General features: G+C 70.8%; 20 protein-coding genes and 2 pseudogenes. 16 read left to right on the top strand and 6 right to left on the bottom strand.

The window, feature by feature from the left end; genetic code table 11:
• Positions 1-32 precede the first annotated feature (32 nt).
• The 6 genes and pseudogenes from hutU (at position 33) to AC6EXY_RS27900 (ending at position 7,345) form a co-directional block, all read left to right on the top strand.
• On the top strand, positions 33-1,697 hold the full coding sequence (hutU, locus tag AC6EXY_RS27925) for a urocanate hydratase (RefSeq protein WP_499818684.1): 1,665 nt from the start codon (positions 33-35) through the stop codon (positions 1,695-1,697).
• Positions 1,698-1,700: 3 nt separating this feature from the next.
• Positions 1,701-2,903 (top strand): allantoate amidohydrolase, encoded by a 1,203-nt coding sequence (locus AC6EXY_RS27920; protein ID WP_101829938.1) that lies wholly within the window; start codon positions 1,701-1,703, stop codon positions 2,901-2,903.
• A complete protein-coding gene (locus tag AC6EXY_RS27915; RefSeq protein WP_499818685.1) occupies positions 2,900-4,219 on the top strand; it encodes a formimidoylglutamate deiminase in 1,320 nt (439 codons plus the stop codon). The genes AC6EXY_RS27920 and AC6EXY_RS27915 overlap by 4 nt, the downstream gene beginning before the upstream one ends.
• Positions 4,216-5,418 carry an imidazolonepropionase gene (gene hutI, locus AC6EXY_RS27910; RefSeq protein WP_101829936.1) on the top strand — a complete coding sequence of 401 codons (1,203 nt, stop codon included), beginning with the start codon at positions 4,216-4,218 and terminating at the stop codon, positions 5,416-5,418. The genes AC6EXY_RS27915 and hutI overlap by 4 nt, the downstream gene beginning before the upstream one ends.
• Before the next feature lie 58 nt (positions 5,419-5,476).
• Positions 5,477-6,553 (top strand): annotated as a pseudogene (locus tag AC6EXY_RS27905) (IS701 family transposase); the annotation flags it as partial.
• A 435-nt stretch (positions 6,554-6,988) separates the two neighbouring features.
• Positions 6,989-7,345, top strand: coding sequence for a TetR family transcriptional regulator (locus AC6EXY_RS27900; RefSeq protein WP_499842434.1), 357 nt, complete (start codon positions 6,989-6,991; stop codon positions 7,343-7,345).
• Between the two features lie 68 nt (positions 7,346-7,413).
• Here the strand turns inward: AC6EXY_RS27900 and AC6EXY_RS27895 are convergent, their stop codons facing one another.
• A complete protein-coding gene (locus AC6EXY_RS27895) occupies positions 7,414-8,226 on the bottom strand; it encodes a hypothetical protein (protein ID WP_101832389.1) in 813 nt (270 codons plus the stop codon).
• Positions 8,227-8,443: 217 nt separating this feature from the next.
• Here AC6EXY_RS27895 and AC6EXY_RS27890 point away from each other — a divergent pair, with 217 nt between their 5' ends.
• Positions 8,444-10,675, top strand: a complete 2,232-nt coding sequence (locus tag AC6EXY_RS27890) for a sensor histidine kinase (protein WP_499818686.1) — start codon at positions 8,444-8,446, stop codon at positions 10,673-10,675.
• Positions 10,672-11,385: a response regulator gene (locus tag AC6EXY_RS27885; protein ID WP_101832387.1), complete on the top strand. Its 714-nt coding sequence runs from the start codon at positions 10,672-10,674 to the stop codon at positions 11,383-11,385. The genes AC6EXY_RS27890 and AC6EXY_RS27885 overlap by 4 nt, the downstream gene beginning before the upstream one ends.
• A gap of 353 nt (positions 11,386-11,738) precedes the next feature.
• Here the strand turns inward: AC6EXY_RS27885 and AC6EXY_RS27880 are convergent, their stop codons facing one another.
• A complete protein-coding gene (locus AC6EXY_RS27880) occupies positions 11,739-12,437 on the bottom strand; it encodes an alpha/beta fold hydrolase (RefSeq protein ID WP_101832386.1) in 699 nt (232 codons plus the stop codon).
• Positions 12,438-12,555: 118 nt separating this feature from the next.
• Here AC6EXY_RS27880 and AC6EXY_RS27875 point away from each other — a divergent pair, with 118 nt between their 5' ends.
• Positions 12,556-12,894, top strand: coding sequence for a winged helix-turn-helix transcriptional regulator (locus AC6EXY_RS27875; protein WP_101832385.1), 339 nt, complete (start codon positions 12,556-12,558; stop codon positions 12,892-12,894).
• Between the two features lie 488 nt (positions 12,895-13,382).
• Here AC6EXY_RS27875 and AC6EXY_RS27870 read toward each other — a convergent pair whose 3' ends face one another.
• The gene (locus AC6EXY_RS27870) at positions 13,383-14,834 is read right to left on the bottom strand and encodes an MFS transporter (protein ID WP_499818687.1); all 1,452 of its coding nucleotides are present in this window, start codon (positions 14,832-14,834) and stop codon (positions 13,383-13,385) included.
• A 208-nt stretch (positions 14,835-15,042) separates the two neighbouring features.
• Positions 15,043-15,423 (bottom strand): SDR family oxidoreductase, encoded by a 381-nt coding sequence (locus AC6EXY_RS27865; RefSeq protein ID WP_101831967.1) that lies wholly within the window; start codon positions 15,421-15,423, stop codon positions 15,043-15,045.
• A gap of 167 nt (positions 15,424-15,590) precedes the next feature.
• On the opposite strand from AC6EXY_RS27865, the gene AC6EXY_RS27860 reads away from it, so the two are divergent.
• Both AC6EXY_RS27860 and AC6EXY_RS27855 read left to right on the top strand, forming a co-directional pair.
• Positions 15,591-16,169 (top strand): TetR/AcrR family transcriptional regulator, encoded by a 579-nt coding sequence (locus AC6EXY_RS27860; RefSeq protein ID WP_101831966.1) that lies wholly within the window; start codon positions 15,591-15,593, stop codon positions 16,167-16,169.
• Positions 16,170-16,257: 88 nt separating this feature from the next.
• A pseudogene (locus AC6EXY_RS27855) lies at positions 16,258-16,500 on the top strand (recombinase family protein); the annotation flags it as partial.
• A 75-nt stretch (positions 16,501-16,575) separates the two neighbouring features.
• On the opposite strand, the gene AC6EXY_RS27850 reads toward AC6EXY_RS27855, so the two are convergent.
• A complete protein-coding gene (locus tag AC6EXY_RS27850; protein WP_133150667.1) occupies positions 16,576-16,818 on the bottom strand; it encodes a hypothetical protein in 243 nt (80 codons plus the stop codon).
• A gap of 212 nt (positions 16,819-17,030) precedes the next feature.
• Here AC6EXY_RS27850 and AC6EXY_RS27845 point away from each other — a divergent pair, with 212 nt between their 5' ends.
• The 3 genes from AC6EXY_RS27845 (at position 17,031) to AC6EXY_RS27835 (ending at position 19,908) form a co-directional block, all read left to right on the top strand.
• Complete coding sequence (locus AC6EXY_RS27845; protein WP_165818380.1) at positions 17,031-17,180, top strand: hypothetical protein; 150 nt, start codon at positions 17,031-17,033, stop codon at positions 17,178-17,180.
• Between the two features lie 188 nt (positions 17,181-17,368).
• On the top strand, positions 17,369-19,387 hold the full coding sequence (locus AC6EXY_RS27840) for a glycoside hydrolase family 26 protein (RefSeq protein ID WP_499818688.1): 2,019 nt from the start codon (positions 17,369-17,371) through the stop codon (positions 19,385-19,387).
• Between the two features lie 128 nt (positions 19,388-19,515).
• A complete protein-coding gene (locus AC6EXY_RS27835; RefSeq protein WP_341477226.1) occupies positions 19,516-19,908 on the top strand; it encodes a C40 family peptidase in 393 nt (130 codons plus the stop codon).
• Positions 19,909-19,994: 86 nt separating this feature from the next.
• On the opposite strand, the gene AC6EXY_RS27830 is transcribed toward AC6EXY_RS27835, so the two are convergent.
• A complete protein-coding gene (locus AC6EXY_RS27830; protein WP_499818689.1) occupies positions 19,995-20,603 on the bottom strand; it encodes a TetR/AcrR family transcriptional regulator in 609 nt (202 codons plus the stop codon).
• Between the two features lie 27 nt (positions 20,604-20,630).
• On the opposite strand from AC6EXY_RS27830, the gene AC6EXY_RS27825 reads away from it, so the two are divergent.
• A complete protein-coding gene (locus tag AC6EXY_RS27825) occupies positions 20,631-21,536 on the top strand; it encodes an alpha/beta fold hydrolase (RefSeq protein ID WP_499818690.1) in 906 nt (301 codons plus the stop codon).
• Positions 21,484-22,035, top strand: a complete 552-nt coding sequence (locus tag AC6EXY_RS27820) for an nSTAND1 domain-containing NTPase (protein ID WP_499842433.1) — start codon at positions 21,484-21,486, stop codon at positions 22,033-22,035. Before AC6EXY_RS27825 ends, AC6EXY_RS27820 begins: the two co-directional genes overlap by 53 nt.
• Positions 22,036-22,852 lie beyond the last annotated feature (817 nt).

The following is a 22,852-nucleotide window of genomic DNA, read 5'->3' as shown; positions in this document are numbered from 1 at the left end:
GGTGGCACCGGCCTTGGCCCGAGGAGGACGACATGGAAGGTGCCCGCCCCGTGCGCGCACCCCGCGGCACCACGCTCACCGCCCGTTCGTGGCAGACAGAGGCCCCGATGCGGATGCTCATGAACAACCTCGACCCCGAGGTGGCCGAAAGCCCAGACGACCTCGTCGTCTACGGCGGCACCGGCCGCGCCGCCCGCAACTGGGCGAGCTTCGACGCGATCGTGCGCACCCTCACCGACCTGCGAGCCGACGAGACGCTGCTGGTGCAGTCGGGCAAGCCCGTCGGCGTCATGCGGACGCACGAGTGGGCGCCGCGGGTGCTGATCGCCAACTCCAACCTCGTCGGCGACTGGGCCACCTGGCCGGAGTTCCGCCGACTCGAGCGGCTCGGGCTGATGATGTATGGCCAGATGACCGCCGGCTCGTGGATCTACATCGGGACGCAGGGCATTCTGCAGGGCACGTACGAGACCTTCGCGGCGGTCGCGGCGAAGCGGTTCGGCGGCTCGCTCGCCGGCACCCTCACCGTCACGGGCGGCTGCGGCGGCATGGGAGGCGCTCAGCCGCTGGCCGTCACCCTCAACGACGGTACCTGCCTCGTCGTGGACGTCGACCCGACCCGGCTCCAGCGGCGCGTCGAGCACCGCTACCTGGACGAGATCGCGCGGGATCTCGATGACGCGATCAGGCGCTGCGAGCGGGCCAGAGCCGACCGGGTCGCGCTGTCCGTCGGCCTCGTCGGCAACTGCGCGACCGTGCTGCCGGAACTCCTGCGACGGGGTGTCGAGGTCGATGTCGTCACCGACCAGACGTCCGCTCACGACCCTCTCTCCTACCTGCCCGAGGGAGTCGACCTCGACGACTGGAACGACTACGCGAGCAGGAAGCCCGACGAGTTCACCGACCGGGCGCGCGCGTCGATGGCGAGGCATGTGGAGGCGATGGTCGGCTTCCTCGACGGGGGCGCCGAGGTGTTCGACTACGGCAACTCGATCCGCGACGAGGCGCGGCGCGGCGGCTTCGAGCGAGCCTTCGCGTTCCCAGGGTTCGTCCGGGCCTACCTCCGGCCGCTGTTCGCCGCAGGCAGAGGACCGTTCCGGTGGGCGGCGCTGTCCGGTGATCCGCAGGACATCCACGCCACCGACCGTGCGGTCCTCGAACTCTTCCCGGACAACGAGCGGCTGCACACGTGGATCGACGCGGCCCGGGCCAGGGTGGCGTTCCAGGGACTGCCCGCGCGCATCTGCTGGCTCGGCTACGGCGAGCGCGACCAGGCCGGTCTGCGGTTCAACGAGATGGTTGCCTCCGGCGAGCTGCGCGCCCCGGTGGTCATCGGCCGGGACCACCTCGACTGCGGCTCGGTCGCGTCGCCGTACCGCGAGACCGAGGGCATGGCCGACGGATCGGACGCGATCGCTGACTGGCCGCTGCTCAACGCGCTCGTCAACACCGCGTCGGGCGCCACGTGGGTGTCGCTGCACCACGGCGGGGGTGTGGGCATCGGCCGTTCGCTCCACGCGGGCCAGGTAACCGTCGCCGACGGCACCGACCTCGCCGCCCGCAAGATCGAGCGGGTGTTGACGAACGACCCTGGGATGGGCGTCATCCGCCACATCGACTCCGGTGACGCGCTCGATGACGCACCGCTGCGCGCCTACCCCGAGGCCGGCGTCGGTATCCCGATGGCGCAGGCCTGACCGATGACTTTCGACCGGCTGTGGGGCGACCTCGAACAGGTGGGCCGCGCCCCCGAAACAGGCGGCTACCGCCGCTACGCGTGGACCGCGACGGACTTCACGCTGCGCGAGTGGTTCGCCGGCGAGGCCGCGGCGCGCGGCCTGGACCTCACCGTCGACCGCGCGGGCAACCAGTGGGCGTGGTGGGGCGACCCCGACGCCGCCATCGCCGCCGGCCGGCCGGGCGTCGCGATCGGCTCGCATCTGGACTCGGTGCCCGACGGCGGCGCGTTCGACGGCCCGCTCGGGGTGGTGAGCGCGCTGCTCGCCGTCGACGCGCTGCGGGCGAAGGGCGTCACTCCATCCGTGCCGATCGGCGTCGTGAACTTCGGCGACGAGGAGGGCACCCGGTTCGGCGTGGCATGCGCCGGGTCACGAATGCTCACCGGCGCGCTGCCCGCGGCGCGCGCACTGCTGCTGCGCGACGGTGACGGGACGAGCATGGCCGAGGCGATGGCGCGTGCCGGCCAGGACACCGCGCACGTCGGCCGCGACCAGGAGACGCTGGGCCGCGTCGGCTGCTTCGTCGAACTACACGTCGAGCAGGGCCGCCGGCTGGTCGAGGACGGCCGCCCCGTCGCGGTGGGCACCGGGATCTGGCCGCACGGCCGCTGGCGGATGGAGTTCGCCGGGCAGGCCAACCACGCCGGAACCACGCGCCTCGCCGACCGGCGCGACCCGATGCTCGACTACGCCCGCGCGGTGCTGCGCGCCCGCGCCCTCGCCGAGCGGCACGGCGTCGTCGCCACCTGCGGCAAAGTCGTCGTCGAGCCGAACGGCGTGAACGCGATCGCGTCGCGCGTTCTCGGCTGGTTGGACGCCCGTGGTGCGGACGCCGACGCCGTCCACGCGCTGGTGGCCGAGCTGTCCGACGGTGTCGCCGTGCGCGCGGAGTCCTGGACGGCGGCGACAGCGTTCGACACCGCACTCGGTGACCGACTCGCGGCGGTGCTGGACGACGCGCCCCGCCTCGCCAGCGGCGCCGGCCACGACGCTGGGATCCTCGCCGAGGCGGGCGTACCGACGGCGATGCTGTTCGTCCGTAACCCCACCGGCGTCTCGCACTCCCCTGCCGAGTTCGCCGAGCACGACGACTGCCTGGCCGGTGTCGACGCGCTCACCGCCGTCGTCTCGGACCTGACCGCCGTCTCGGGCCTGGCGGCATGACCGTTCTGTTCGCGCGGCACGCCCTGCTACCCGGCGGCACCGCGCGCGACGTGGTGATCGAGATGGCCGACGGCCGCTTCACCGCCGTGACCCCGGACAGTGACCTACCCGCGGGCGCGGAGATCCTGCCGGGCGTCGTGCTGCCCGGGTTCGCGAACGCGCACAGCCACGCGTTTCATCGCGCGCTGCGGGGACGCACCCACGCCGGCGGCGGCACGTTCTGGACGTGGCGGCGGGCGATGTACGCACTCGCGTCGCGCCTCGACCCGGACACCTACCTCGCGCTCGCCCGCGCGGTCTACGCCGAGATGGCGCTCGCGGGGATCACCACGGTCGGCGAGTTCCACTACCTGCACCACGCGGCGGGGGGCCGGCGGTACGCCGACCCGAACGCGATGGGGCGCGCACTCCAGCGGGCGGCGGCGGATACCGGCATCCGCCTGACCCTGCTCGACACCTGCTACCTCGCTGGCGGGCTCCACGGCCGCGGTCACCAGCCGCTCGACGGCGTCCAGCGACGCTTCGCCGACTCCAGCGTCGACGCGTGGGCTGCGCGCGTCGAGGACATGGCGAACTCGCCCGGGTTCATCGTGGGCGCCGCCGTGCACTCCGTGCGCGCCGTCCCGCGGGACGATCTACCACTGGTCGTCGCGGCCGCCGGGGAGCGTCCGCTGCACGTGCACCTGTCCGAGCAACCCGCCGAGAACGAGGCGGCCCTCTCCTACTACGGGCGCACGCCCACCGCGCTGCTCGACGGCGCCGGCGCGCTCACCCCGCGCACCACCGTCGTCCACGCCACGCATCTCGACCCCGCCGACGTCGCGACCCTGGGCGCCGCGCGGGTCACCGCCTGCCTGTGCCCCACCACCGAGCAGGACCTCGCTGACGGCATCGGGCCGGCCCGCGCCCTCGCCGACGCTGGAGCCGTGCTCTCACTCGGCAGCGACCAGAACGTGGTCGTCGACCTCATCGCCGAGGCGCGCGCACTCGAATCCGGCGAGCGGCTGGCGTCCCGACGGCGCGGACGCTTCCACCCGCGCGAGCTGCTCGCCGCCGCCACCGCGCACGCCTCGCTCGGCTGGCCCGACGCGGGGGCGATCGCGCCGGGCCTGCGCGCCGACCTCGTCTGTGTACGTTCCGACACCGTCCGCACCGCCGGCGCCGCACCCGACGAGATCCTGTTGGTCGCCACCGCGGCCGACATCGACACTGTCTACGCCGACGGGTCGCCCCTGGTGACCGGCGGACGGCACCGGCTGGGCGACGTCGGGGCGTCGCTCACCGCCGCCATCGGTTCGTTGTGGGAGGATCTGTGACAAGCGTGCAGGTCGACGGCATCGCGGAGCTCGTCACCAACGACCCGTCCCGCGGCGACGAGACCGCGCTCGGAGTGCTGACCGACGCCGCTGTCGTCATCGACGATGATCGCATAGCGTGGGTGGGACCGTCCGCCTCGGCTCCGGCCGCCGACCGCCGAATGGACGTCCGGGGCCGGGCTGTCATCCCGTCGTTCGTCGACTCGCACTCCCATCTCGTGTTCGCCGGCGACCGCGCTGACGAATTCACAGCGCGAATGGCAGGCACGCCCTACGACGGTGGCGGCATCCAGCGGACGGTCCAGGCCACCCGCGTCGCAACAGACAAAGAACTGCGTGCGCTGCTCGCTACCCGGGTCGACGAGATGCACGCTCAGGGCACGGGGACGGTCGAGATCAAGAGCGGTTACGGACTGACCGTCGAGGATGAGGCTCGGCTGCTGCGCCTGGCCGGGGAGGTGACCGACGAGACAACCTTCCTCGGGGCGCACATCGTGCCTCCGGGCGTGGACGTCGACGCCTACGTCGCACTGGTCACCGGGCCGATGCTCGCCGCCTGCGCCCCACACGCAAGGTGGATCGACGTCTTCTGCGAGCCGGCCAGCTCACACGCCTTCGACGGAGACCAGGCCCGGGAGGTACTCGAAGCCGGCGTGGCCGCGGGACTCGGCCTCCGTGTCCACGGCAACCAGCTCGCGACCGGGCCCGGGGTGCGGCTCGCGGTCGAATTCGCGGCGGCGAGCGTCGACCACTGCACCTACCTGTCCCGCGCTGACGTCAACGCCCTCGCCGGGAGCGCCACCGTCGCGACGCTGCTGCCCGGCGTCGAGTTCGCCACCCGGTCGCCCTACCCGGACGGGCGGGCCCTGCTCGACGCCGGAGTACGCCTTGCGTTGGCGACGGACTGCAACCCCGGCACCTGCTACACGAGCTCGATGCCATTCGTCCTCGCCCTGGCCGTGCGCGAGATGGGCCTGACGCCGGCCGAGGCGCTGTGGGCGGCAACGGCGGGTGGAGCCGCGGCGCTGCGCCGTGACGATGTCGGGCGGCTCACCGTCGGGGCCGCGGGACATCTCACGGTGCTGGACGCCCCGACCTACCAGCACCTTGCCTACCGCGCCGGCGTCCCGATCGCGCGGTGCCTGGACCTGGGTTGGCCAGCCCGACCCGCGGAAGCCGGCAGGACGTCACCCATCTGATCCCGCTCGTCGGTTTGTGAGGACACGTCAGGATCTGCCGGCGGCTGCGAGCCCCAGCATAGACAGTGATCGTTTCCAGGGTGAGTTCGAGGGGTTGCTGGGGCTGGTGGGCCCGCGGTTCGCGCGGGCGGCGACCCGGCGGCGGGTTCGGTCGTTCCTGCTCGGGCTGATGGCCGGGCTTTCCCGGGCGAACTGCTGGACGTTGGCGGAGCATGCCGGGGACACGAACCCGCACGGGATGCAGCGGCTTCTTTCCCGGGCGGTGTGGGACGCCGACGCGGTCCGCGACAACCTACGGGGCTATGTGGTCGACCGCCTCGGGACAGCCGGGGCGGTGCTGGTCGTGGACGAGACCGGCGACCTGAAGAAGGGTACCCGGACCGTCGGGGTGCAGCGCCAGTACACCGGCACGGCGGGCAGGATCGAAAACTCCCAGGTCGCGGTCTACCCGGCCTATGCCAGCGACCGCGGGCACGCGTTCATCGACCGTGCGCTCTACCTGCCGGCCAGCTGGACCGGTGACCCGGCGCGCTGCGCCGTGGCCGGCGTGCCCGAGGGAACCGGGTTCGCGACGAAACCGGCGTTGGCCCGCCGCATGCTCACCGCCGCGTTCGACGCCGGTGTGCAGGCCGGCTGGGTCGCCGGTGACGAGGTCTACGGCAACGACCCGAAGCTACGCGCCGGCCTCGCGCACCGTGGGGTCGGCTACGTCCTGGCCGTGGCGAAGAACCATCCGGTCGTCACCGGAATCGGAACCCGCACCGCCGTCGAGCTCGCTGTCCGCCTCCCCGAGAACTCCTGGCAGGTCGTCTCCGCGGGTGCGGGCTCCAAAGGACACCGGTTCTACGACTGGGCGCTGATCGACACCATCGATTCCGATCTTCCCGGCCGCCACTGGCTGCTGGTCCGCCGCAACCAGACCACCGGCGAGTACGCCTTCTACCGCGCCCACCATCCACGGCCCGTGCCGCTGGCGGCCCTCGTGCGCGTCGCCGGTCGCCGCTGGACCGTCGAGGAAACCATCCAGACCAGCAAAGAACTCACCGCGCTCGACCAGCACCAGGTCCGAACCTGGACGTCCTGGCACCGCTGGACCATCCTCGCGATGCTCGCTCACGCCTTCCTGACGATCACCGCCGCCGGCAGCAGACACGACCAGTCCAACGACCCGACCATGCTTCCGATCACCGTCAACGAAACCCGACGACTGTTCATCGCGATCATCAACCTGCCTGCCGCGACCCTCGACCACGTCCTGCGCTGGTCCTACTGGCGACGCCGCCACCAGGCACAAGCCCGCACCAGCCACGACGATCAGTGTGACCCGAACAAGGCCGCTGCCTGTGCCAGCCAGGCGGTCGCTGGAAAATACTTGTTCGTGACAGGAAGCAGCGGGTTCGGCGACCGCTTCATCACCCGCTCCTACCTCACAGGAACCGCCGCCAAGCCCGGGTGACAAAAGCTCGGGTGACAAAGCCGCGGCGTGGTCGTCGTCCGTACCGGAGACGACCACGCCATCCGATTTCGTGGCGGGCGAAACCCCTGCCCGTTTGTTCGGATGCAGTGAGCTATCCGCGCCGAACTGACGGACGCAGCCCACTCGCTGTTCGCCGCCAAAGGCTTCGAGGCGACGATAATCGACGAGATAGTCGCGACTACAAGCACCTCACGGCGAACGTTCTTCCGCTGGTTCCCCTCCGCGTGCCGGCACTCGTTGTCGTCGATGTCGACGCGACGATCGCCGCTGTCATCGGCCAGCGCATCGAGTCGATGCCTGGGTGTCGGCTCGATGCGCGGACCGGCGGGCCCGGTCCGGCCGTGCTTCCCCCTGCGAGGCACGGCCGGACGGGGACCTGGCGCGGAAGCCGCGCGAACGGAGCTGATGTGGCCGGCCCGCCTTCGCCCGAGCAGGCGGAGTCGGCCCTGAGGCCCGCTGAGCCCACTGGACCCGGGTCGGCCGGATGGGCCCGGGTCGGACCGACGGCGGGCGCTGGCTCAGCTGACTTCGAAGCCGGTGGCGAGGATGGTGGCGAACTCCGGGGGCGGCCCGACAGGCGTGGAGACGATGTAGCGGCCGGGGCGCAGCGTGGTCAGGCCGTACGCGGGGTCGGTTCCGGTCGGCTGGGCCACGGCGACGATGTCGGCGATGTCCTCGAGGTTGACCTTGCGGGACTGCACGTCGGCGGCGGTCGCGGTCTGGCCGTCCCGGACCTTGCCGAGCAGCAGGATGAAGCCGGCCTTGGCCGGGTCGGTGCCGGTGTTGGCGAACTTCATCGCCACCGGGCCGGCGGGCAGCGTCGCCGGCACGCCGGCGAGGCCGGTGCCATCACTGTTGGTCACGTCGAGCGTGGTGTAGCCGCAGGAGTCGTGCGCCCAGGCGTTGACGGCCGTGAGCGCGGCCTGCAGCGAGGCGTCCTCGGTCGGGACCGGCTTGCCTTCCGTCGCGCCCTGCACGGCTGTGGCCAGCGTATCGACCTTGCTCGTCAGGTCTGCCGGAACGCCGGCGCGCAAGGCGGTGATGTGGGGTTGCAGCGGTGTCGCCCAGGCGGCCAACTCGGCTGCTGACGCCGGCGGGCCATCCGGATCGATCCCGGGGATGTTGACCCAGTCGCTGGCCAGCGCGGCGGCGCAGGCCGTCTGGGTGGCGTTGGCCGTGGACGTGGACGTGGACGATGGCGTACCTGCGGCGGCGGGCGAGGCGGCCGAGTCGGAGCAGGCGGGGAGCAGGACGAGGGCGCCGAGGCCGAGGGCACTGGCGGCGACGGTCCATCGACGGCGGGCCGGGCCGGCGATGCTGTGGGTTTTCATCGTTGTCTCCTGATCGGATCCTGGCCGGACCGGTCCGGCTGACCGGTCGTGGTGGCAGGGCGATCATTCGGGCGGCTCGTTCCCGCCGGCACCGGTGCGCGTTCCCACGGCGGTCGGGAGGATTTCCCGGCACGAACGGGAACCGCCGTGCCCCACACTGGTCCGACCGGGTGCGATCCACGGGTTGCACCGAGGGAACAGGCGCGGGGGAGCTGGCGTGGATGTGACTGGTGGGGACCCGCCGCGGCCGTTGCAGCCACGGTCACGGTGGCGATGGCTCGCGCATGCCCTCGCCCTGGCCTTGCTGGCGCTGGTCGCGGTCGGCGTGGTGCTCGTCCTCGCCACCCCGAGTGGGGTCACCACGCCGGGCGGGGACTCGGCGAGCAATTACGGCTGGAGCCAGCTCACGCTCGCGGTCCCGTTCCTGGTCGCCGGCTGGCTGCTGGCGTCGCGGCGGCCGGAGGTGCCGTTCGGCTGGCTGGCGCTCGCCGCCGCGTTCGCCCACGCCGGTGCCGCGGCTGGCAGTGGCTGGGCGATGGCCGCGGTGTACGGCGGGCACGACCTGCCAGGCGTGGTACCTGTGGGGATCCTCAGCGGCGCGTTCGAGGCGACCGAGCCGGTCGTGCTGGCGACTACCTGGGCGACCTTTCCCTACGGCCGGTTCCCACGCGGACGGACTGGCTGGCTTGCCGCTGTCAGCATCGGGCTGTGCGCCGTGGGCTGGCTGTCCGGACCGCTGTGGGATTTCAGGCTCGTCGACCCGCCGCCGAAATACACCGACGTCACCAACCCGATCGGCGTTCCCTTCCCCGGCTGGCTGCCGGTGCTTCTGTTCGCCTCGGGACTGCTGCTTGGGTCGGTCGTCATGGTGGTGCGCTGGCTGCGGGCCGAGGGCGAGCTACGCCGGGTGCTGCGCTGGCTGGCCGTCGTCAATGCCATCGCCATCGTGGTGACGCCGCTCGTCGTGGCGCTGCCGGCCGGCACGATGATCGCCAACGTTGGCACCGGCGTCGAGCTGGTCGTCGTCGTCGCCGTGGTGCTCGCGAACCGGGTGTACGGCATCGAGGTCGTGCTCAACCGCACGCTCGTCTACGTCCTGCTGACCGCGTTCGTGGCCGCGGTGTACGTGGCCGGCGTGGCCGTGCTCGCCGCGTTCGGGCAGGCGGTCGGCGGCCCCTGGACCGTGGCGGCCGCCCTCGGCGCCGCGTTCAGTCTTGCTCCGGCCCACTCGCGGGTGCAGCGGATCGTCAACCGTTTCCTCTATGGCGAGCGGGATGAGCCGTACACGGTGGCGACCCGGGTCGCGGCCCGGCTGGAAACCGCCGGCAGTGTCGAGGCGCTGTTGCCGAGTCTGGTGGAGGCGCTCGCCGGTACCCTGCGCCTGCCGCGCGCAACCGTGGAACTGCGCGGCGACGACGGGTCGGTCCGGGCCATCACGTACGCGGACACCGGCAGCGCAGGAGACGAGGCTGACCGTTTCCCAGGTGGGGCCACCGCTCGTTTCCCACTCGTACATCAGGGCGAGGACATCGGGGCGCTGGTGCTGGGCCTGCGTTCGGGGCAGGGCGCGCTCGGTGCGCGGGAGAGCCGGCTGCTGACTGACATCGCCCGGCAGGTGGCTGTCGCGGCCAGCAACGTGCGGCTCACCGAGGCGCTGATGCGCTCCCGGGAGCGGATCGTCAGCGCCGCGGAAGAGGAACGTCGCCGGCTGCGCCATGACCTGCACGACGGTCTCGGGCCTGTGCTGACCGCCGCCGCGACGAAGCTGGATGCCGCCCGTAACATCGCTGGCCGGGATCTTCCCCGGGCGACGAACCTGCTCGTCGATGTGCGCCGCGACCTCACGTCCGCGCTCGGCGACCTGCGCCGGCTTGTCTACGCGCTGCGCCCGCCCGCCCTCGACGAGCTCGGCCTGCTGGCGGCGCTGCGCGAGACGCTGCGCGGCGCCGCGCTGCCGGTGACGCTGACGGCCCCGGATGCGCTGCCGCCGCTGCCCGCGGCGGTCGAGGTCGCGGCCTACCGGATCGTGACCGAGGCCGTCACGAACGTCGCCAGGCACGCCGACGCGACCCGCTGCGAGGTGACGATCGGCTGCGCCGAGGCGCTGACCATCGAGATCCGCGACGACGGCCAGGCCCGCCGTTCCGCGGGCGGTACGGCCAGCGTTGCCTCCTGGACGCCCGGGGTCGGGCTGACCTCGATGCGGGAACGGGCGACAGCGCTGGGGGGAACCTGGAGCGGCGGGCCTACCGCCGCCGGTGGCCGGGTCGTGGTCGAGCTGCCGCGCACGTTGGCCGCCGGTGGCGTCTCGCGGCTGGTGGACGCGCCCGACCGCCCGGCTGCACAGAACGATGCGAACGCCAACAAAGCGAACGCCAACAAAGCGAATGTCTACGATGCGAACGTCGAGGACGCAGCGAACACCCAGCTGGCCGGGAGCGCGGGATGACGCAGACCAACGGTGGCGCTGGCCGTCTCGATCCGGAGGCGGTCGCCGACGGCGTCGACGGCGTGGCGGCGGACATCCGGGTGGTCATCGTCGACGACCACCGCATCGTCCTCGACGGATTGGTCGTGCTGCTCGACTCGATGGACGGGGTCACCGTCGTGGGTGAGGCCACCTCCGGCGAGCACGCGGTCGGCCTGGTCGGGCGGCTGTGCCCGGATGTCGTACTCATGGACATCGAGATGCCCGGGATCGGCGGCGTCGAGGCGACCAGGCGGATCACCGCCGCGCACCCGTCGGTCGCGGTGGTGATGCTGACGATGTACGGCGAGGACGAGTTCGTCTTCGCCGCGCTGCGCGCAGGCGCCCGCGGCTACCTGCTCAAGGGCGCCCAGCAGGAGGACGTCGTGCGCACTGTCCGCGCCGCCGCGCGCGGCGACGCCGTGTTCGGGCCGGACATCGCACAGCGGGTGCTGCGGACGTTCATCGACCCACGACCCGCGACGAAGCCGTTCCCCGAGCTGACCGACCGGGAACGGGAGGTGCTCGCGCTGCTGGCGAACGGCTGGCCGAACGGCCGAATCGCCCGCCATCTCGGCCTCACCCCGAAGACCGTCGCGAACAACGTCTCCAACATCCTCGCGAAGCTGCACGCCGCCGACCGCGCCGCCGCGATCCTGACCGCCCGCCGCGCCGGCCTCGGCGACCCCTGAGCTCAGGTCTCACCAACACGGATGGCCCAGACTCGGCCGCACCCGGCCCGTGGCCTCGGCGACATCCAGCAGCGTGCCGACCGTCTCCTCGGCGTAGACCCGCCATCATGCCCTCGGATACGCCGTGGAGCGGCGGCCGACGCCGGCCGCGACAGTTCGACAGGCCCGCCAGCACATTCGGCGGAGCAATGGTTGAGACCTGTGGATCGGCTGGGGAGGGCGTACCTTCCCGGTGATCGAGGTTGAGGTCTCAGCCAGGCCGACGTTGGCGCGTCGGTCGGGAAGGCACGCCCGTACTCACGGTAGTACCCGAGGACCTCGGATCCGAGGACGGTCAGGCGGCCAGGCCGTCGCTAGGCTGCCTCGAGCAGCAGCCCGACGAGCTCGACGGGCATGGTGATCATGCAGTCATGGCCGGTCGGCAGCTCCCGCACCCGCTCGCCTGCCGGGACGGGACGCCGGGTGATGCCCGCCGGCCGACCCCCGACGCAGTGGATGTGCGTACGCGGGATCGTGCGCGCGGCCGGGTCGTCCAACCGGACCGGCTCCTGAAGGCACCGCACCGGCTGGTCCGACAGCATCGAGCGCAACCAGGCGACGTCCTCGGGATCGGTGACCCCGAACAAGCCGAGCGGCGGCGGCTGCTCCGGCATCGGCGGAACCCGCCAGCCGTCTACCGCGACGTCGATGAGCTGCTGGGTGACTGGAAGGACATCGACCGCGGTTTCGCCGTCTTCGGGAACCATCGCGTCGAGGAACACCAGATGCGCGATCCGCTCCGGGACCCGGTGGGCAACCCCCGATATAATCATCCCGGCGTAGCTGTGCCCAACGAGCACGACGTCGTCGAGACGCTCGCCTTCGATCAGGTCGGCGACGTCGCCAACGTGGGTGCCGAGCCCGACCTCGGGGCCCAGCAGGTGTGCCTTGTCGCCATAACCGGTCAGCGACGGCGCGAGCACCCGGTGCCCGGCCGACTCCAGCAGCGGGATCACCCGGTCCCAGCTCCGCCCACTGTGCCAGGCGCCGTGTACCAACAGAAATGTGGACATAGTCGTGCGGTTCCTCCTCGTGCCTCGGTACCCTTTGGTAACCGAGAACATCGTGATCCACACGACGCGCACCGGGCAATACGGCACTTTTCGGTGCCCCGGTTCTCAGGAGGTAACCATGCAGGACCCGTGTCAAGCCCGCGAAGTCCTCGGGATCGTCGGGGACAAGTGGGCGCTGCTGATCGTGCGCATGCTCAAGGACGGGCCGCGACGCTTCACCGAGCTCAAGCGGGCCATCGACGGCATCAGCCAGCGCATGCTCACAGCGACGCTGCGCGACCTCGAGCGCGACGGGATCCTGACGCGCACGGTCCACAACGTCATGCCGCCGCACGTCAGCTACGAACTGACCCCGATGGGCCGGACCCTGCGCGAGGCCACCGCACCGCTGCTGGAGTGGAGCATCACGCACCTGGCGCACATCGACGCTGCCCGCGCGGCGTACGGCAACCGCTAATGGGACCACCTCACTGCTGACCGCTGCCGCCGCACTGGTCGCTGTTGCCGGCGCGTTGGTCGCCTTAGACGAGACCCGGCAGGCCAACGCTGAAACCCGCCGGGCGATGAGCCCACCGTCAGGAAGGCCAACTCATCCCGCGCCCAGCTCTCGACGTTCTACTCACGATCGGCGGCGGCGCTGCGGGCGCAGCGACACGACGCCGAGCCTCAAGAGGATCATCCGCTGGGTGCGTTCTTCGAATTCGAGGTGGCGCATCAGTGGGCGCCTAAGCGTATGACCTGCTCGCGGCTCCGGGCTCCGCTGACGCTGGATGACCGGGTGGCGAAGGTCAGCCGGCGGATCGTTTGATTTGTGGATCGACTTCAATGACCTGACGAGCTCCCGGCTGTCACATGCGCTGATCTGGTCGCCCGTCCCGTGGGTGGGTGAACGGCGGACGAGCCGGCTTCCCACGATGGTGGGGAGCCGGTTCGTCCGGTGGTGTTTCAGTTGGTGTCGGCATGGGTCCGTCGGCGGGGGCGCAGGATGAGGGCTGCCAGGGTGGAGGCGACCAGGGTGAATGCCGCGGTGGTCAGGAACGCGGCGCGGGCGCCGGGGACGAACTGGCCGGGGACAGCTCCGGCGGTGTAGACGGAGACGATGACGGCGAGTCCGATGGCGCCGCCCAGTTGCTGGACCGTCTGGAGCAGGCCGGAGGCCGATCCGGCGTGCCGCGGCTCGACTCCGCCCATCACCAGGGAGGCCGCGGGCATGAAGGTCAGTCCGGCCGAGACGCCGTTGATCAGCAGGGGGCCGAGGACCGCGGTGACGTAGCCGCTGGTCGTGTCGATGTTGCTGAGCCAGACGTAGCTGGCGGTGAGGCCGAGGGTGCCGGTGATGAGCAGTGGGGCCTGGCCGAAGCGGGCCACCAGCTTGGGGGCGATGCGTGCCATGGCGAAGATGCCGATGGTCATCGGCAGGAACGCGGCTCCGGCGGCGATGGGGCCGAAGTGCAGCACCCGCTGGACGTACTGCACGACCAGGAAGAACGTCGCGATCTGGGAGCCGAAGACCAGGGTCGTCACGGCGAGACCGCCGAGGCGGCGTCGGTCGCGCAGCATGGAGGGCACCAGCATCGGGTGGGCGACGCGGCGTTCGGTGACGGTCAGTGCGGTCAGGAGGGCGACGCTGGCCGTGAGAGAGCCGATGGTCCGCGCGGAGGCCCAGCCGTGCTCGGGTGCGCCGATCAGTGCCCAGACGACGGCCACGGCCGCGCCGGTGGCGCAGAGCGCGCCGATGAGGTCGAAGCGGCCCGGGTTGCGCGGGGTTTCGGTGACGAACCGCGGGGCGAGGGCGAGCACGGCGATGCCGATGGGGACGTTGATGAACAGAGTCCAGCGCCAGGATCCGACTTCGGTGACCACGCCGCCGAGGAGGAGACCGAGGGTGCTGCCGCCGATGCCGACGGCGGCGAACAGGGCCAGGACCCGGTTGCGTGCCGCGTCGTCGCGGGCGCTGGTGGTGACCAGGGCGAGCACACCGGGTGCGGCGAGGGCTGCACCGATGCCCTGAGCCGCGCGGGCGGCGATCAGCAGGGCGGGGCTCTGGGCGAAGCCGCCGAGCAGCGATGACGCGGTGAAGACACTCAGGCCGATGAGGAAGATGCGTAGCCGGCCGTAGGTGTCTCCGAGCCGGCCGCCCGTCAGCATCAGGCCGCCGAAGGCGAGGGTGTAGGCGTTGACTATCCAGGACAGGGCGGACGGGCCGAGGCCGAGGCCGGTGCCGATGCTGGGCAGGGCCACGGTGACGATGGTGCCGTCGAGGGTGAGCATCAGCTGCCCGACCAGCACGATCAGGATGCCGACCGCCGCGCGACGGCTGTCGCGCTGTGATCTGGCAGGCGATTGGGCGGACGACGTCGACGGGGTGGCGGCAGAGCTGAGCTGCGTTGTGGACATGGCGGGTCCTGTTCTGGCCTTCCGGGGCCGACAGAGTGTGAGCAGGGCGCGGGGCGGCGGTCGCGCCTGGGCCCGAGAAAAGAAGGGCGATGATCGCGGGCGTTCGCGGGCCGGCACGACGGCGTCGACGACGCCCAGGCCCGGGAAGGGATGTCTGCGGGGTGACGCGCGCCCGGCGACCCGGGCGCGCGTGCCACGGCCCGGTCGCTCAGACCTGCGCCATGCCGCCGTCGGCGAACAGCTCGATGCCGGTAATAAAGCTGGAGGCGTCACTGCACAGGAAGGCCGCGGCCTTGCCCATCTCGCGTGGGTCGGCGATCCGCCCGCCGGCGTTGGCCACGACCGCGTCGAGGTGTCCGTGCCGTGCGATGACCTCCTGGTACGCCGCCTCCACGTCCGCGAGCCTGGTGACGTCGGCCACGATGCCCGACGAGTTCGGGCCGATCACGGCGACCGCCTCGTCCAGCGGCCTCTGCGCACTGATGACCACGCGGGCGCCCTGGTCCACGAGCTCCAGGGCGATCCCCAGGCCGACACCGGACGCACCGCCGGTGACCACGGCGACCTTGCCTTCGAGTGGCAGGCTCATTGCTTCTCCTCTGGGAGGGTGTGCCCGCACCATGCAGACGATGGCGGAGGTGCCCTACACTCGAAAGTGGAGGCGCCGCCGCTTCCTCCCCACCATAACTGGAGACGCCTCCAGTTAGCAACTGTGGAGGCGCCTCCACTTCATCCAGATGAGGAAGGGGCTCGCCCGTGACCACGGACACCGAGCGACCGCTACGGGCCGACGCGCGGCGCAATCGGGAGAAGATCCTCTCCGCGGCCGTGCGCGTCTTCGCCGAAGACGGGCTGGAGGCGCACCTCGAGCGCGTCGCCAAGGAAGCAGGCGTGGGCTCCGGCACCCTCTATCGCAACTTCCCGACCCGGGAGGCGCTGATCGAGGCCGCCTACCGCAACGAACTGAGCCGGCTGTGCGACGCCGCCCCCGACCTCCTGGCGGCCATGCCGCCACGCGAGGCGCTTCGCGCCTGGATGGGACGCTTCATCGACTACGCCACCGCGAAACTGGGGATGGCCGAGGCCCTTCGCGCCGTCATCGACTCCGGCGTCAACCCTTACACCCACAGCCACGAGCTGATAATGACCGCCCTCACCTCGCTCCTGGACGCCGCGACCGCCGCCGGAACCATCCGCTCGGACATCAACCCAGCCGTCCTGTTCGCCGCTCTCACCGGCGTCGCCCTCACCTCAGGAAAGCCCGAACAGCGCGAGCAGGCCGAACGCCTCCTCGACCTCGCCCTGGACGGACTCAGGTACGGCACCACCGACTGACGTCGGCCCCGGAAGTGTCGGCAAACGGTCGTCTGTCGACACCCGGCCAGCAAGCCGCCCAGCACCCCTCGGAGGGCGTCGACAAGACATCGCCAGCGGGGCGAAGGCCTCCCGGCCGAAGTTCGGCCTCGTCATGCAGCTGCTGCGCGTCGGCGACACCCTCAAGGTCACCCGCCTCGACCGGCTCGGCCGCTCCCTGCTACACCTCGTCACCCTCGGCGCCGAACTCCGCGAGCGCCAGGTGGGGCTGCATGTCGTCAAACAGGGCATCGACACCTCCACCGCCGAAGGCCGCGCCATGTTCGGCATGCTCTCCGTGCTCGCCGAATACCAGCGCGAGCTCGAACCGTACTCGCCGCCGCCGCGTCGGCTGCCGGCGCGACCGGGAATCCGGGGCGGCGCGAGATCAGCGGGAGGCCGTGACCTCGGTCCGGACACCGCCACTCATCGAGGCGGCGCGCTGCGTCGGAAGAGCGGCGACGCCGGCCGGCGTGCTCAGCGCGTGCACCAGCATCGCGTACAGCTCCTGGCGGACGAACGGCGACAGGGCGGGGGCGAGCAATGCCGCGAGCTCGCGCCGCCGGGCACGCTCCGCACGAAACCCGGCGACCTTCATCCGCAACGAGGAAAAGGATTCACGGACGTACATGGGAACTCCTCCTGTGAGAATTCCAGGGGTAACGGGCCACTGCCATCACCTCACCTTGGCTACCTGCCGGCGGACAGCGACTCGGCGGCGACGTTGCCGAACGTCTCGCGCAGCGACGGCACGACGGTGACCGCGGCGCCGGCGAGCCAGGTAGGCATCTCCCGCCACCGGAGACCAGGGCGCAGTTCCACGTCCGCGATCCGGGCGGCGGCTTGGCAGGAGGCGAGCACCGCGGCCTGGCCACCAGGATGTTCCTCGAAGCCGGCGGCGAGCGCGACTTCGACCGGTCTGCCGGCGCCGTGTGGCAGTCGCGCGACGAGCAGCTCGAGGACGCCCTTCTCACCGTGATGGTTGGCCAGTAGATGGCCACCAGCTGGAGCTGGCGCGACTGTTGGTCGCGGACGTGGCGTTCTGGTCCAAATCGGTCCGACTCTCCGGCCCGGTGTCGCCACCAGTGGGCTGACAGCGCTAGCACATACAGTCCGACGGTAGTTACCCAGGGTGTTCGACCAGGCGGGTGCTCGAGCGCAGCGGACAGGAGTGCCATCTGATGCGAACGCTTGCCGACCAGGAAGGGACAGGACGGAGCGCGCATGGCAGCTTCGGCTGGCATCGCGCGCGCCGTCGCCTGCGTGCCGCGCTCGCCCGGCGGACCCATCCACCGCTGGCCCGCCCGGGGTCCCGCGGGCGCAGGCATGTCCTCCCGCGGGTCGCTCTGATGGCTACGTTCCTGCTACCTGCGCTGGTCATCGCGCCCGGCGTGGCCCACGCGGCGCCGGTCGTGACCGCGACAATCGAGGACACCAGCGTCGGCACCGGGCCGAACCAGGTCAGCTATGCCGGCAACTGGACCGTGTGCGGCGGGTGCAGCCCGGCCACACCCAACAACAGCTTCAGCTACTCGACCAACGCCGGCGCGAGTGCCACGATCCACTTCTCCGGCACCCAGCTGAAGATCTATGGGGTCAGGGAGCCCGCCGGTGGTCTGGCTGCCGTCAGCGTCGACGGCGCTCCCTCCATCACGATCAACACCTACCTGCTACCGGCCGCGGCCGGGCTCATCTATACGTCGCCGGTACTCACCAACGGCACCCACACCGCGACACTGACCAACCTTGGACAGAACACCCCGCCGGCGAGCGCCACCGTCGTCTCGTTCGACCGCGCCGAGGCGCTCACCGACACGACTCTCCCACCGATCGACCAGCTCTCGAAGACGATCGAGGACACGACGATCGGAACCGGGGTGGACCAGGTCTCCTACACCGGTACCTGGCTGGCGTGCGGGGGATGCGTACCACCCACCCCGAACAACAGCTTCCGCTACTCTTCGGCCGCCGGCGCTGTCGCCACGGTGCGCTTCACCGGAACTCAGGTCACGGTCTACGGAATCAGGGAACCGCACGGCGGTCGCGCCTCGATCTCCATCGACTTCGGTAACGCCACGATCGTCGATACCTATGCGGCCACGTCCAGCGTCGCCCCACTGTTCGTCTCGCCGGCGCTCATCCACGGCACACACATCGTCCAGATTCTCAACCTGGGGCAGCGCAACGCCGCGTCCGACTCGACCGCCGTCGGGTTCGACCGGGCAGTCGTGGCCACCACCACGCCGCCCGTCAACCCACTGCCCCCCGGTAGCCCCAACCGCTCCGGCCAGCCGTGGCTGTCCGGCGTCAACGGAGACCCCCGCATCACGCCCGCCGACGTGGACGCGTTCTGCGCCTACCGCGGAAGCCTGTGCGACCTCGCCCACGTTTACGTCGCCCGCGACAGCTGGGCGTCGATCGTGCAGCCGTCCTTCGCGGAAACGAACTTCGCCGGCTGGCCCGGCCGGCTGGTCATCTCGGTACCACCGTTCCCGGAAAACACGGAATCCTCACTGGCGACCTGCGCGACCGGGGCGTACGACTCCTACTGGCGGACATTCGGCACCACCCTCAACACCACCGGCCGCCAGAACTCGATCATCAGGCTGGCCTGGCAGGCGAACGGCAACTGGTTCCAATGGTCCGCGATCAACGCGACCGACTACGTCAACTGCTATCGGCATATCGCGACCGCGATCAGATCCACCGCCAACCCGGATCCGATCATGGACTGGACCATCAACGCCCACTACTCCCAGCTCCCGCCGAGCCACAACCCGCTGGACATCTACCCCGGCGACGCCTACGTCGACAACATCGGCATCGACGCGTACGACCAGTACCCGCCGTCCCCGACCCTCGGCGCCTTCAACACGCAGGCCAACGCGATCGGCGGGATCACCTGGCTCTACAACTTCGCCCGCGCCCACGGCAAGACCTTCGGCATCGGCGAATGGGGAGTCGCCTCCGGCTCCGGCAACAACGGCGGCGGCGACAACGCCGACTACATCCAGTTCATGCGCGACTGGATGACAGCCCGCGCCGGGCAGGGATTCCTCTACGAGACGTACTTCAACAACTGCGACGCCGGCAACCTCGGCTCCAACCTCAACCGCCCCTACAGCACCGGCTGCATCTACCGCAACCCGAACTCCGCGGCCCGCTACACCACCCTCTGGCGAAACCCCGCCGCCCTGTGACCCGGCCCCCCGTACACCGCGGCTGATCGCCAAAGCGGTCCACCACGGATTTCTCGAAAGCCCATCCACCGGGCACTGCCCCTTCCTGTGGGGTCACCTACAGTAGACAAGTAGGCTCTGGCGTCGCGCTGACTGCCGTTCAGTTCGCTTGCGGGCAGATCGGTAAGCCCTACGTCTGGGGCGGTAATGGCGAGCCCGGGTTCGACTGCAGTGGTCTGACGGCTGCCGCCTATGCCGCCGCGGGTGTCCAGATCCCTCGTACAGCGCAGGGTCAGTACATCGCCGGCCCGCTTGTTTCAGCTGGTTGGCCCCTGCTGCCGGGGGACCTGGTGTTCTTCGGTGGCGGACCAGCCGAGGTCACCCACGTCGGCATCTTCCTTGGTATCCAGAATGGCCAGGAGATGATGGTGGACGCGCCTCACGTGGGGGCTTATGTCCGCGTCGAACCGTTTCCCGCGACGGTGGGTGCCCGATGGGGATCAGAGTTCTACCTCGGAGCGAGTACGCCGGCCGCCGGCTGACACGGGCGCGGACGGCGGACGGCGGACGAGGGGGAGCCTGGAGCGCCGGTTGCCGGCCTGCACCGCCCGAGCTGCGTGCACGCCGTTCAGCGAGGTGGGCCGAGTCGGTGGTCGAGGTGGCGCGCGAGGACGCGTCGGGCGTCGTCTGCTGATCGTCGGCCGCCGAGGATGGCGTCGCCGAGCCCGACCCCCAAGGCGAGGATGGCCAGCGCCTCGTCGGCGAGGTCCTGTTCCGGGGGGAGGCGCCCGTCGGCCTGGCAGGCGCGCAGTTGCTTGATCAGCCATGCCTCAAGGGCGTCGGGGTCGCTGCCGTAGGGCTGGGCCGCCAGCGAGGGGTCGGTCAGCGCGAGCGCGAAATACTGGTTGTAGAGGACGTGCAGCGACCGGCTTTCGGCGTCCAGGGGCAGCGTCGCGAGCAGGACGAACTCGATCCGCTCCCGGCCCGCGGCAGGCAGCCCGGCGGCGGCGAGGCGCGGCAGCACCCGCTCGGCGAACTGCTCACCCACCCGGCGCAGCCCGAACAGCAGCAGCTGCTCCTTGGTCTGGAAGTAGTACTGGACCAGCCGCACCGACACCCCGGCCTCGGCCGCCACCTCCCGGAACCCGGCCGTGTGCAGCCCACGTGTGGCCGCGACCCGCAGCAGCGCGTCGGCGATGTGGCGGCGGCGCTGCTCGTGGTCAACCCGTTTCGGCATCGCATCCTTTCGTGGTACAACCGTATCATGACAGCTCAGGAGGACCCGGCGGTCGGCCGGTTCCGCAGCGACAAGCAGCGTGCCAGGTTCCTGGCCGCCTACGACGCGGCGTTCGCCGCACTGTGGCCGACGCCGTGGACGGAAGCCGACGTCGAGACCGACTTCGGGACGACCCACGTGCACCGTTACGGCTCCGGCACCGGCGTGCCGGTCGTGCTGCTGCACGGCGCCAACTCCAACGCGGTCCAGTGGTACCCGTTCCTGGCCGCCCTCGGCGCCCGCTGCCCGATCATCGCGCTGGACACCCTCGGTGATCCCGGCCGCAGCGTCGCCCGCCGGCCCATCCACGACCCGCCGGACAGCGCGGCCTGGCTCGATCAGACCCTCGCTGGCCTCGATGTCGACCGGGCGCATCTGATCGGGCACTCCTACGGCGGATGGCTGGCTCTCAACCAGGCCCGCCACGCCCCGGATCGGCTCGTGAGCGTGACCGCGCTCGACCCAGGCGGGCTGGAGAAGGTCAGCGCCCGGTTCATCTGGCTGATGTACCTGAACGGGATGGCCGGCCTCACCCCGGCGCCGCTACGCCGCCGGCTCGCGGTCTGGCTGGACAACCCGGTCCTGCTCGTCCCGGAACTCAGGAAGGTCCTGCTGACCGGCGCGCGGACCTTCCGCACCCGCCGGCCCGCGCCCGCACCGCTGTCCGACGAGGACCTGCGCGCCATCCAGACCCCGGCCCTCGTCTTGATCGGGCAACGCAGCCCCCTGCTCCACCCCGCCCGCGTCCAGGCCCGCGTGGCGCTCATGACGCACGGCCACGCCGAGATCCTGCCCGGAGTCGGCCACGGACCGGGCTTCGAGCACGGCAGCGACGTCAACAATCGACTCCTCGCCTTCCTCGATTCCACCCAGGACCGCTCCCCACAGCGCTAAGCCTGGATGCACGGTACGGGTCGGAGCAAACGGCGAAGCCGTTCGGCGCGGATTACGCACCGCCGATCTACCTCAAGGAAACGAGTACCGGATCGCCCTCCAGGTGCTGGTCGAGAGTCGACTGGTCAGCGTCGACCAGGACAGTATTGAGATCATTCACGAAGCGCTTCTCCGCGAGTGGCCGAGGCTTCAGACCTGGATCGCGGATAACCAGGCTCGACTACGCGCGCGCGATCAGCTCCTTGCGGACGCCGGCGCCTGGGAAGCGGCGAATCGTGACGATTCCCGGCTGTATCGCGGCAAATTTCTTGACGAAGCACTGGAAAGCCTCGGCATGATGGCGGATCTCGGGGGGTCAGCGGACGAATTCCTTCGCGGGTCCATCGCCTCGTGGTCTGAAGGAGGGTCGGTGGCGGCCGGCGCCCATGCGCCGGGTGTTGATCCCGAAGCCCGGGTCTTCTTCCGGGCAGAGGCCGTTGTCGATTCCCACAGTCCGTGACCGGGTCGTGCAGACGGCGGTGAAGATGGTTCTCGAGCCGGTGTTCGAGGCGGACTTCCTGCCGTGCTCGTCCGGGTTTCGGCCCGGGCGCGACCGACCCGGGCAGCGCCACCACCACGGCCTGCAGGCCCGCGGTCACACCGAGACCAGCCAGGCTGATCAGCAGGGTGCGCCGGCCGGCGGCGTCCGCCTCCAGCGCATCGTCGATCTGGTCGGCGCTGTCATGGCTGTGTCCACCGACCAGTCCGAGATGCCGTCGCGAAGCCGTGCCCACCGCCCGCTCGCGCCACGCTCGTGTCCGTCCCGGTGCTCGTGTCCGTCCCGGCGCTCGTGTCCACTCCGGCGCTCGTGATCGTGGCGGTGTCAGCCGTGGTCGTTGCGGTGTCCGCCATGGTCATGGCCCAGACCGGATTCCATGCCCTTACCGTAACCACAAGCGATCAACGCCGCACTGTCGCACCTGCCGCCTCATCGCACCGGCCGCCGTGTCGGGTCTTAACGACGTTGCTTTCCGAGGCGCTGAGGGCTATACAGGGATTAGCACTCGGTAAGGTCGAGTGCCAACCTCTGGCGCGACGGGTGCCTGGGCCAGGACGTGGCCCATCGTTTTCGTTGCTTGGCCCCGCTGGCGGCCGGCACTCCTCCCCGCAGGCATGAGCCTCAGGAGGGTTTATCCCCATGCCAAAGATGATCGCCTTCGACGAGGAGGCTCGGCGCGGCCTGGAGCGCGGCATGAACCAGCTGGCCGATGCGGTCAAGGTCACGCTCGGCCCCAAGGGTCGCAACGTCGTTCTGGAGAAGAAGTGGGGCGTCCCCA

The organism is Frankia sp. RB5 (genome assembly GCF_059816245.1).
The sequence above is the reverse complement of the archived record's forward strand: the minus strand, read 5'-3'. Positions and strand labels throughout refer to the sequence as shown.

Coding starts and splice junctions, on each gene's coding strand:
- AC6EXY_RS27830 (WP_499818689.1), bottom strand. CDS start 20,603: ATGCCGAAACGGGTTGACCACGAGCAGCGCCGCCGCCACATCGCCGAC.
- AC6EXY_RS27850 (WP_133150667.1), bottom strand. CDS start 16,818: ATGTACGTCCGTGAATCCTTTTCCTCGTTGCGGATGAAGGTCGCCGGG.
- AC6EXY_RS27865 (WP_101831967.1), bottom strand. CDS start 15,423: ATGAGCCTGCCACTCGAAGGCAAGGTCGCCGTGGTCACCGGCGGTGCG.
- AC6EXY_RS27895 (WP_101832389.1), bottom strand. CDS start 8,226: ATGAAAACCCACAGCATCGCCGGCCCGGCCCGCCGTCGATGGACCGTC.
- AC6EXY_RS27825 (WP_499818690.1), top strand. CDS start 20,631: ATGACAGCTCAGGAGGACCCGGCGGTCGGCCGGTTCCGCAGCGACAAG.
- AC6EXY_RS27870 (WP_499818687.1), bottom strand. CDS start 14,834: ATGTCCACAACGCAGCTCAGCTCTGCCGCCACCCCGTCGACGTCGTCC.
- AC6EXY_RS27885 (WP_101832387.1), top strand. CDS start 10,672: ATGACGCAGACCAACGGTGGCGCTGGCCGTCTCGATCCGGAGGCGGTC.
- AC6EXY_RS27920 (WP_101829938.1), top strand. CDS start 1,701: ATGACTTTCGACCGGCTGTGGGGCGACCTCGAACAGGTGGGCCGCGCC.
- hutU (WP_499818684.1), top strand. CDS start 33: ATGGAAGGTGCCCGCCCCGTGCGCGCACCCCGCGGCACCACGCTCACC.
- AC6EXY_RS27840 (WP_499818688.1), top strand. CDS start 17,369: ATGCGAACGCTTGCCGACCAGGAAGGGACAGGACGGAGCGCGCATGGC.
- AC6EXY_RS27880 (WP_101832386.1), bottom strand. CDS start 12,437: ATGTCCACATTTCTGTTGGTACACGGCGCCTGGCACAGTGGGCGGAGC.
- AC6EXY_RS27875 (WP_101832385.1), top strand. CDS start 12,556: ATGCAGGACCCGTGTCAAGCCCGCGAAGTCCTCGGGATCGTCGGGGAC.
- AC6EXY_RS27915 (WP_499818685.1), top strand. CDS start 2,900: ATGACCGTTCTGTTCGCGCGGCACGCCCTGCTACCCGGCGGCACCGCG.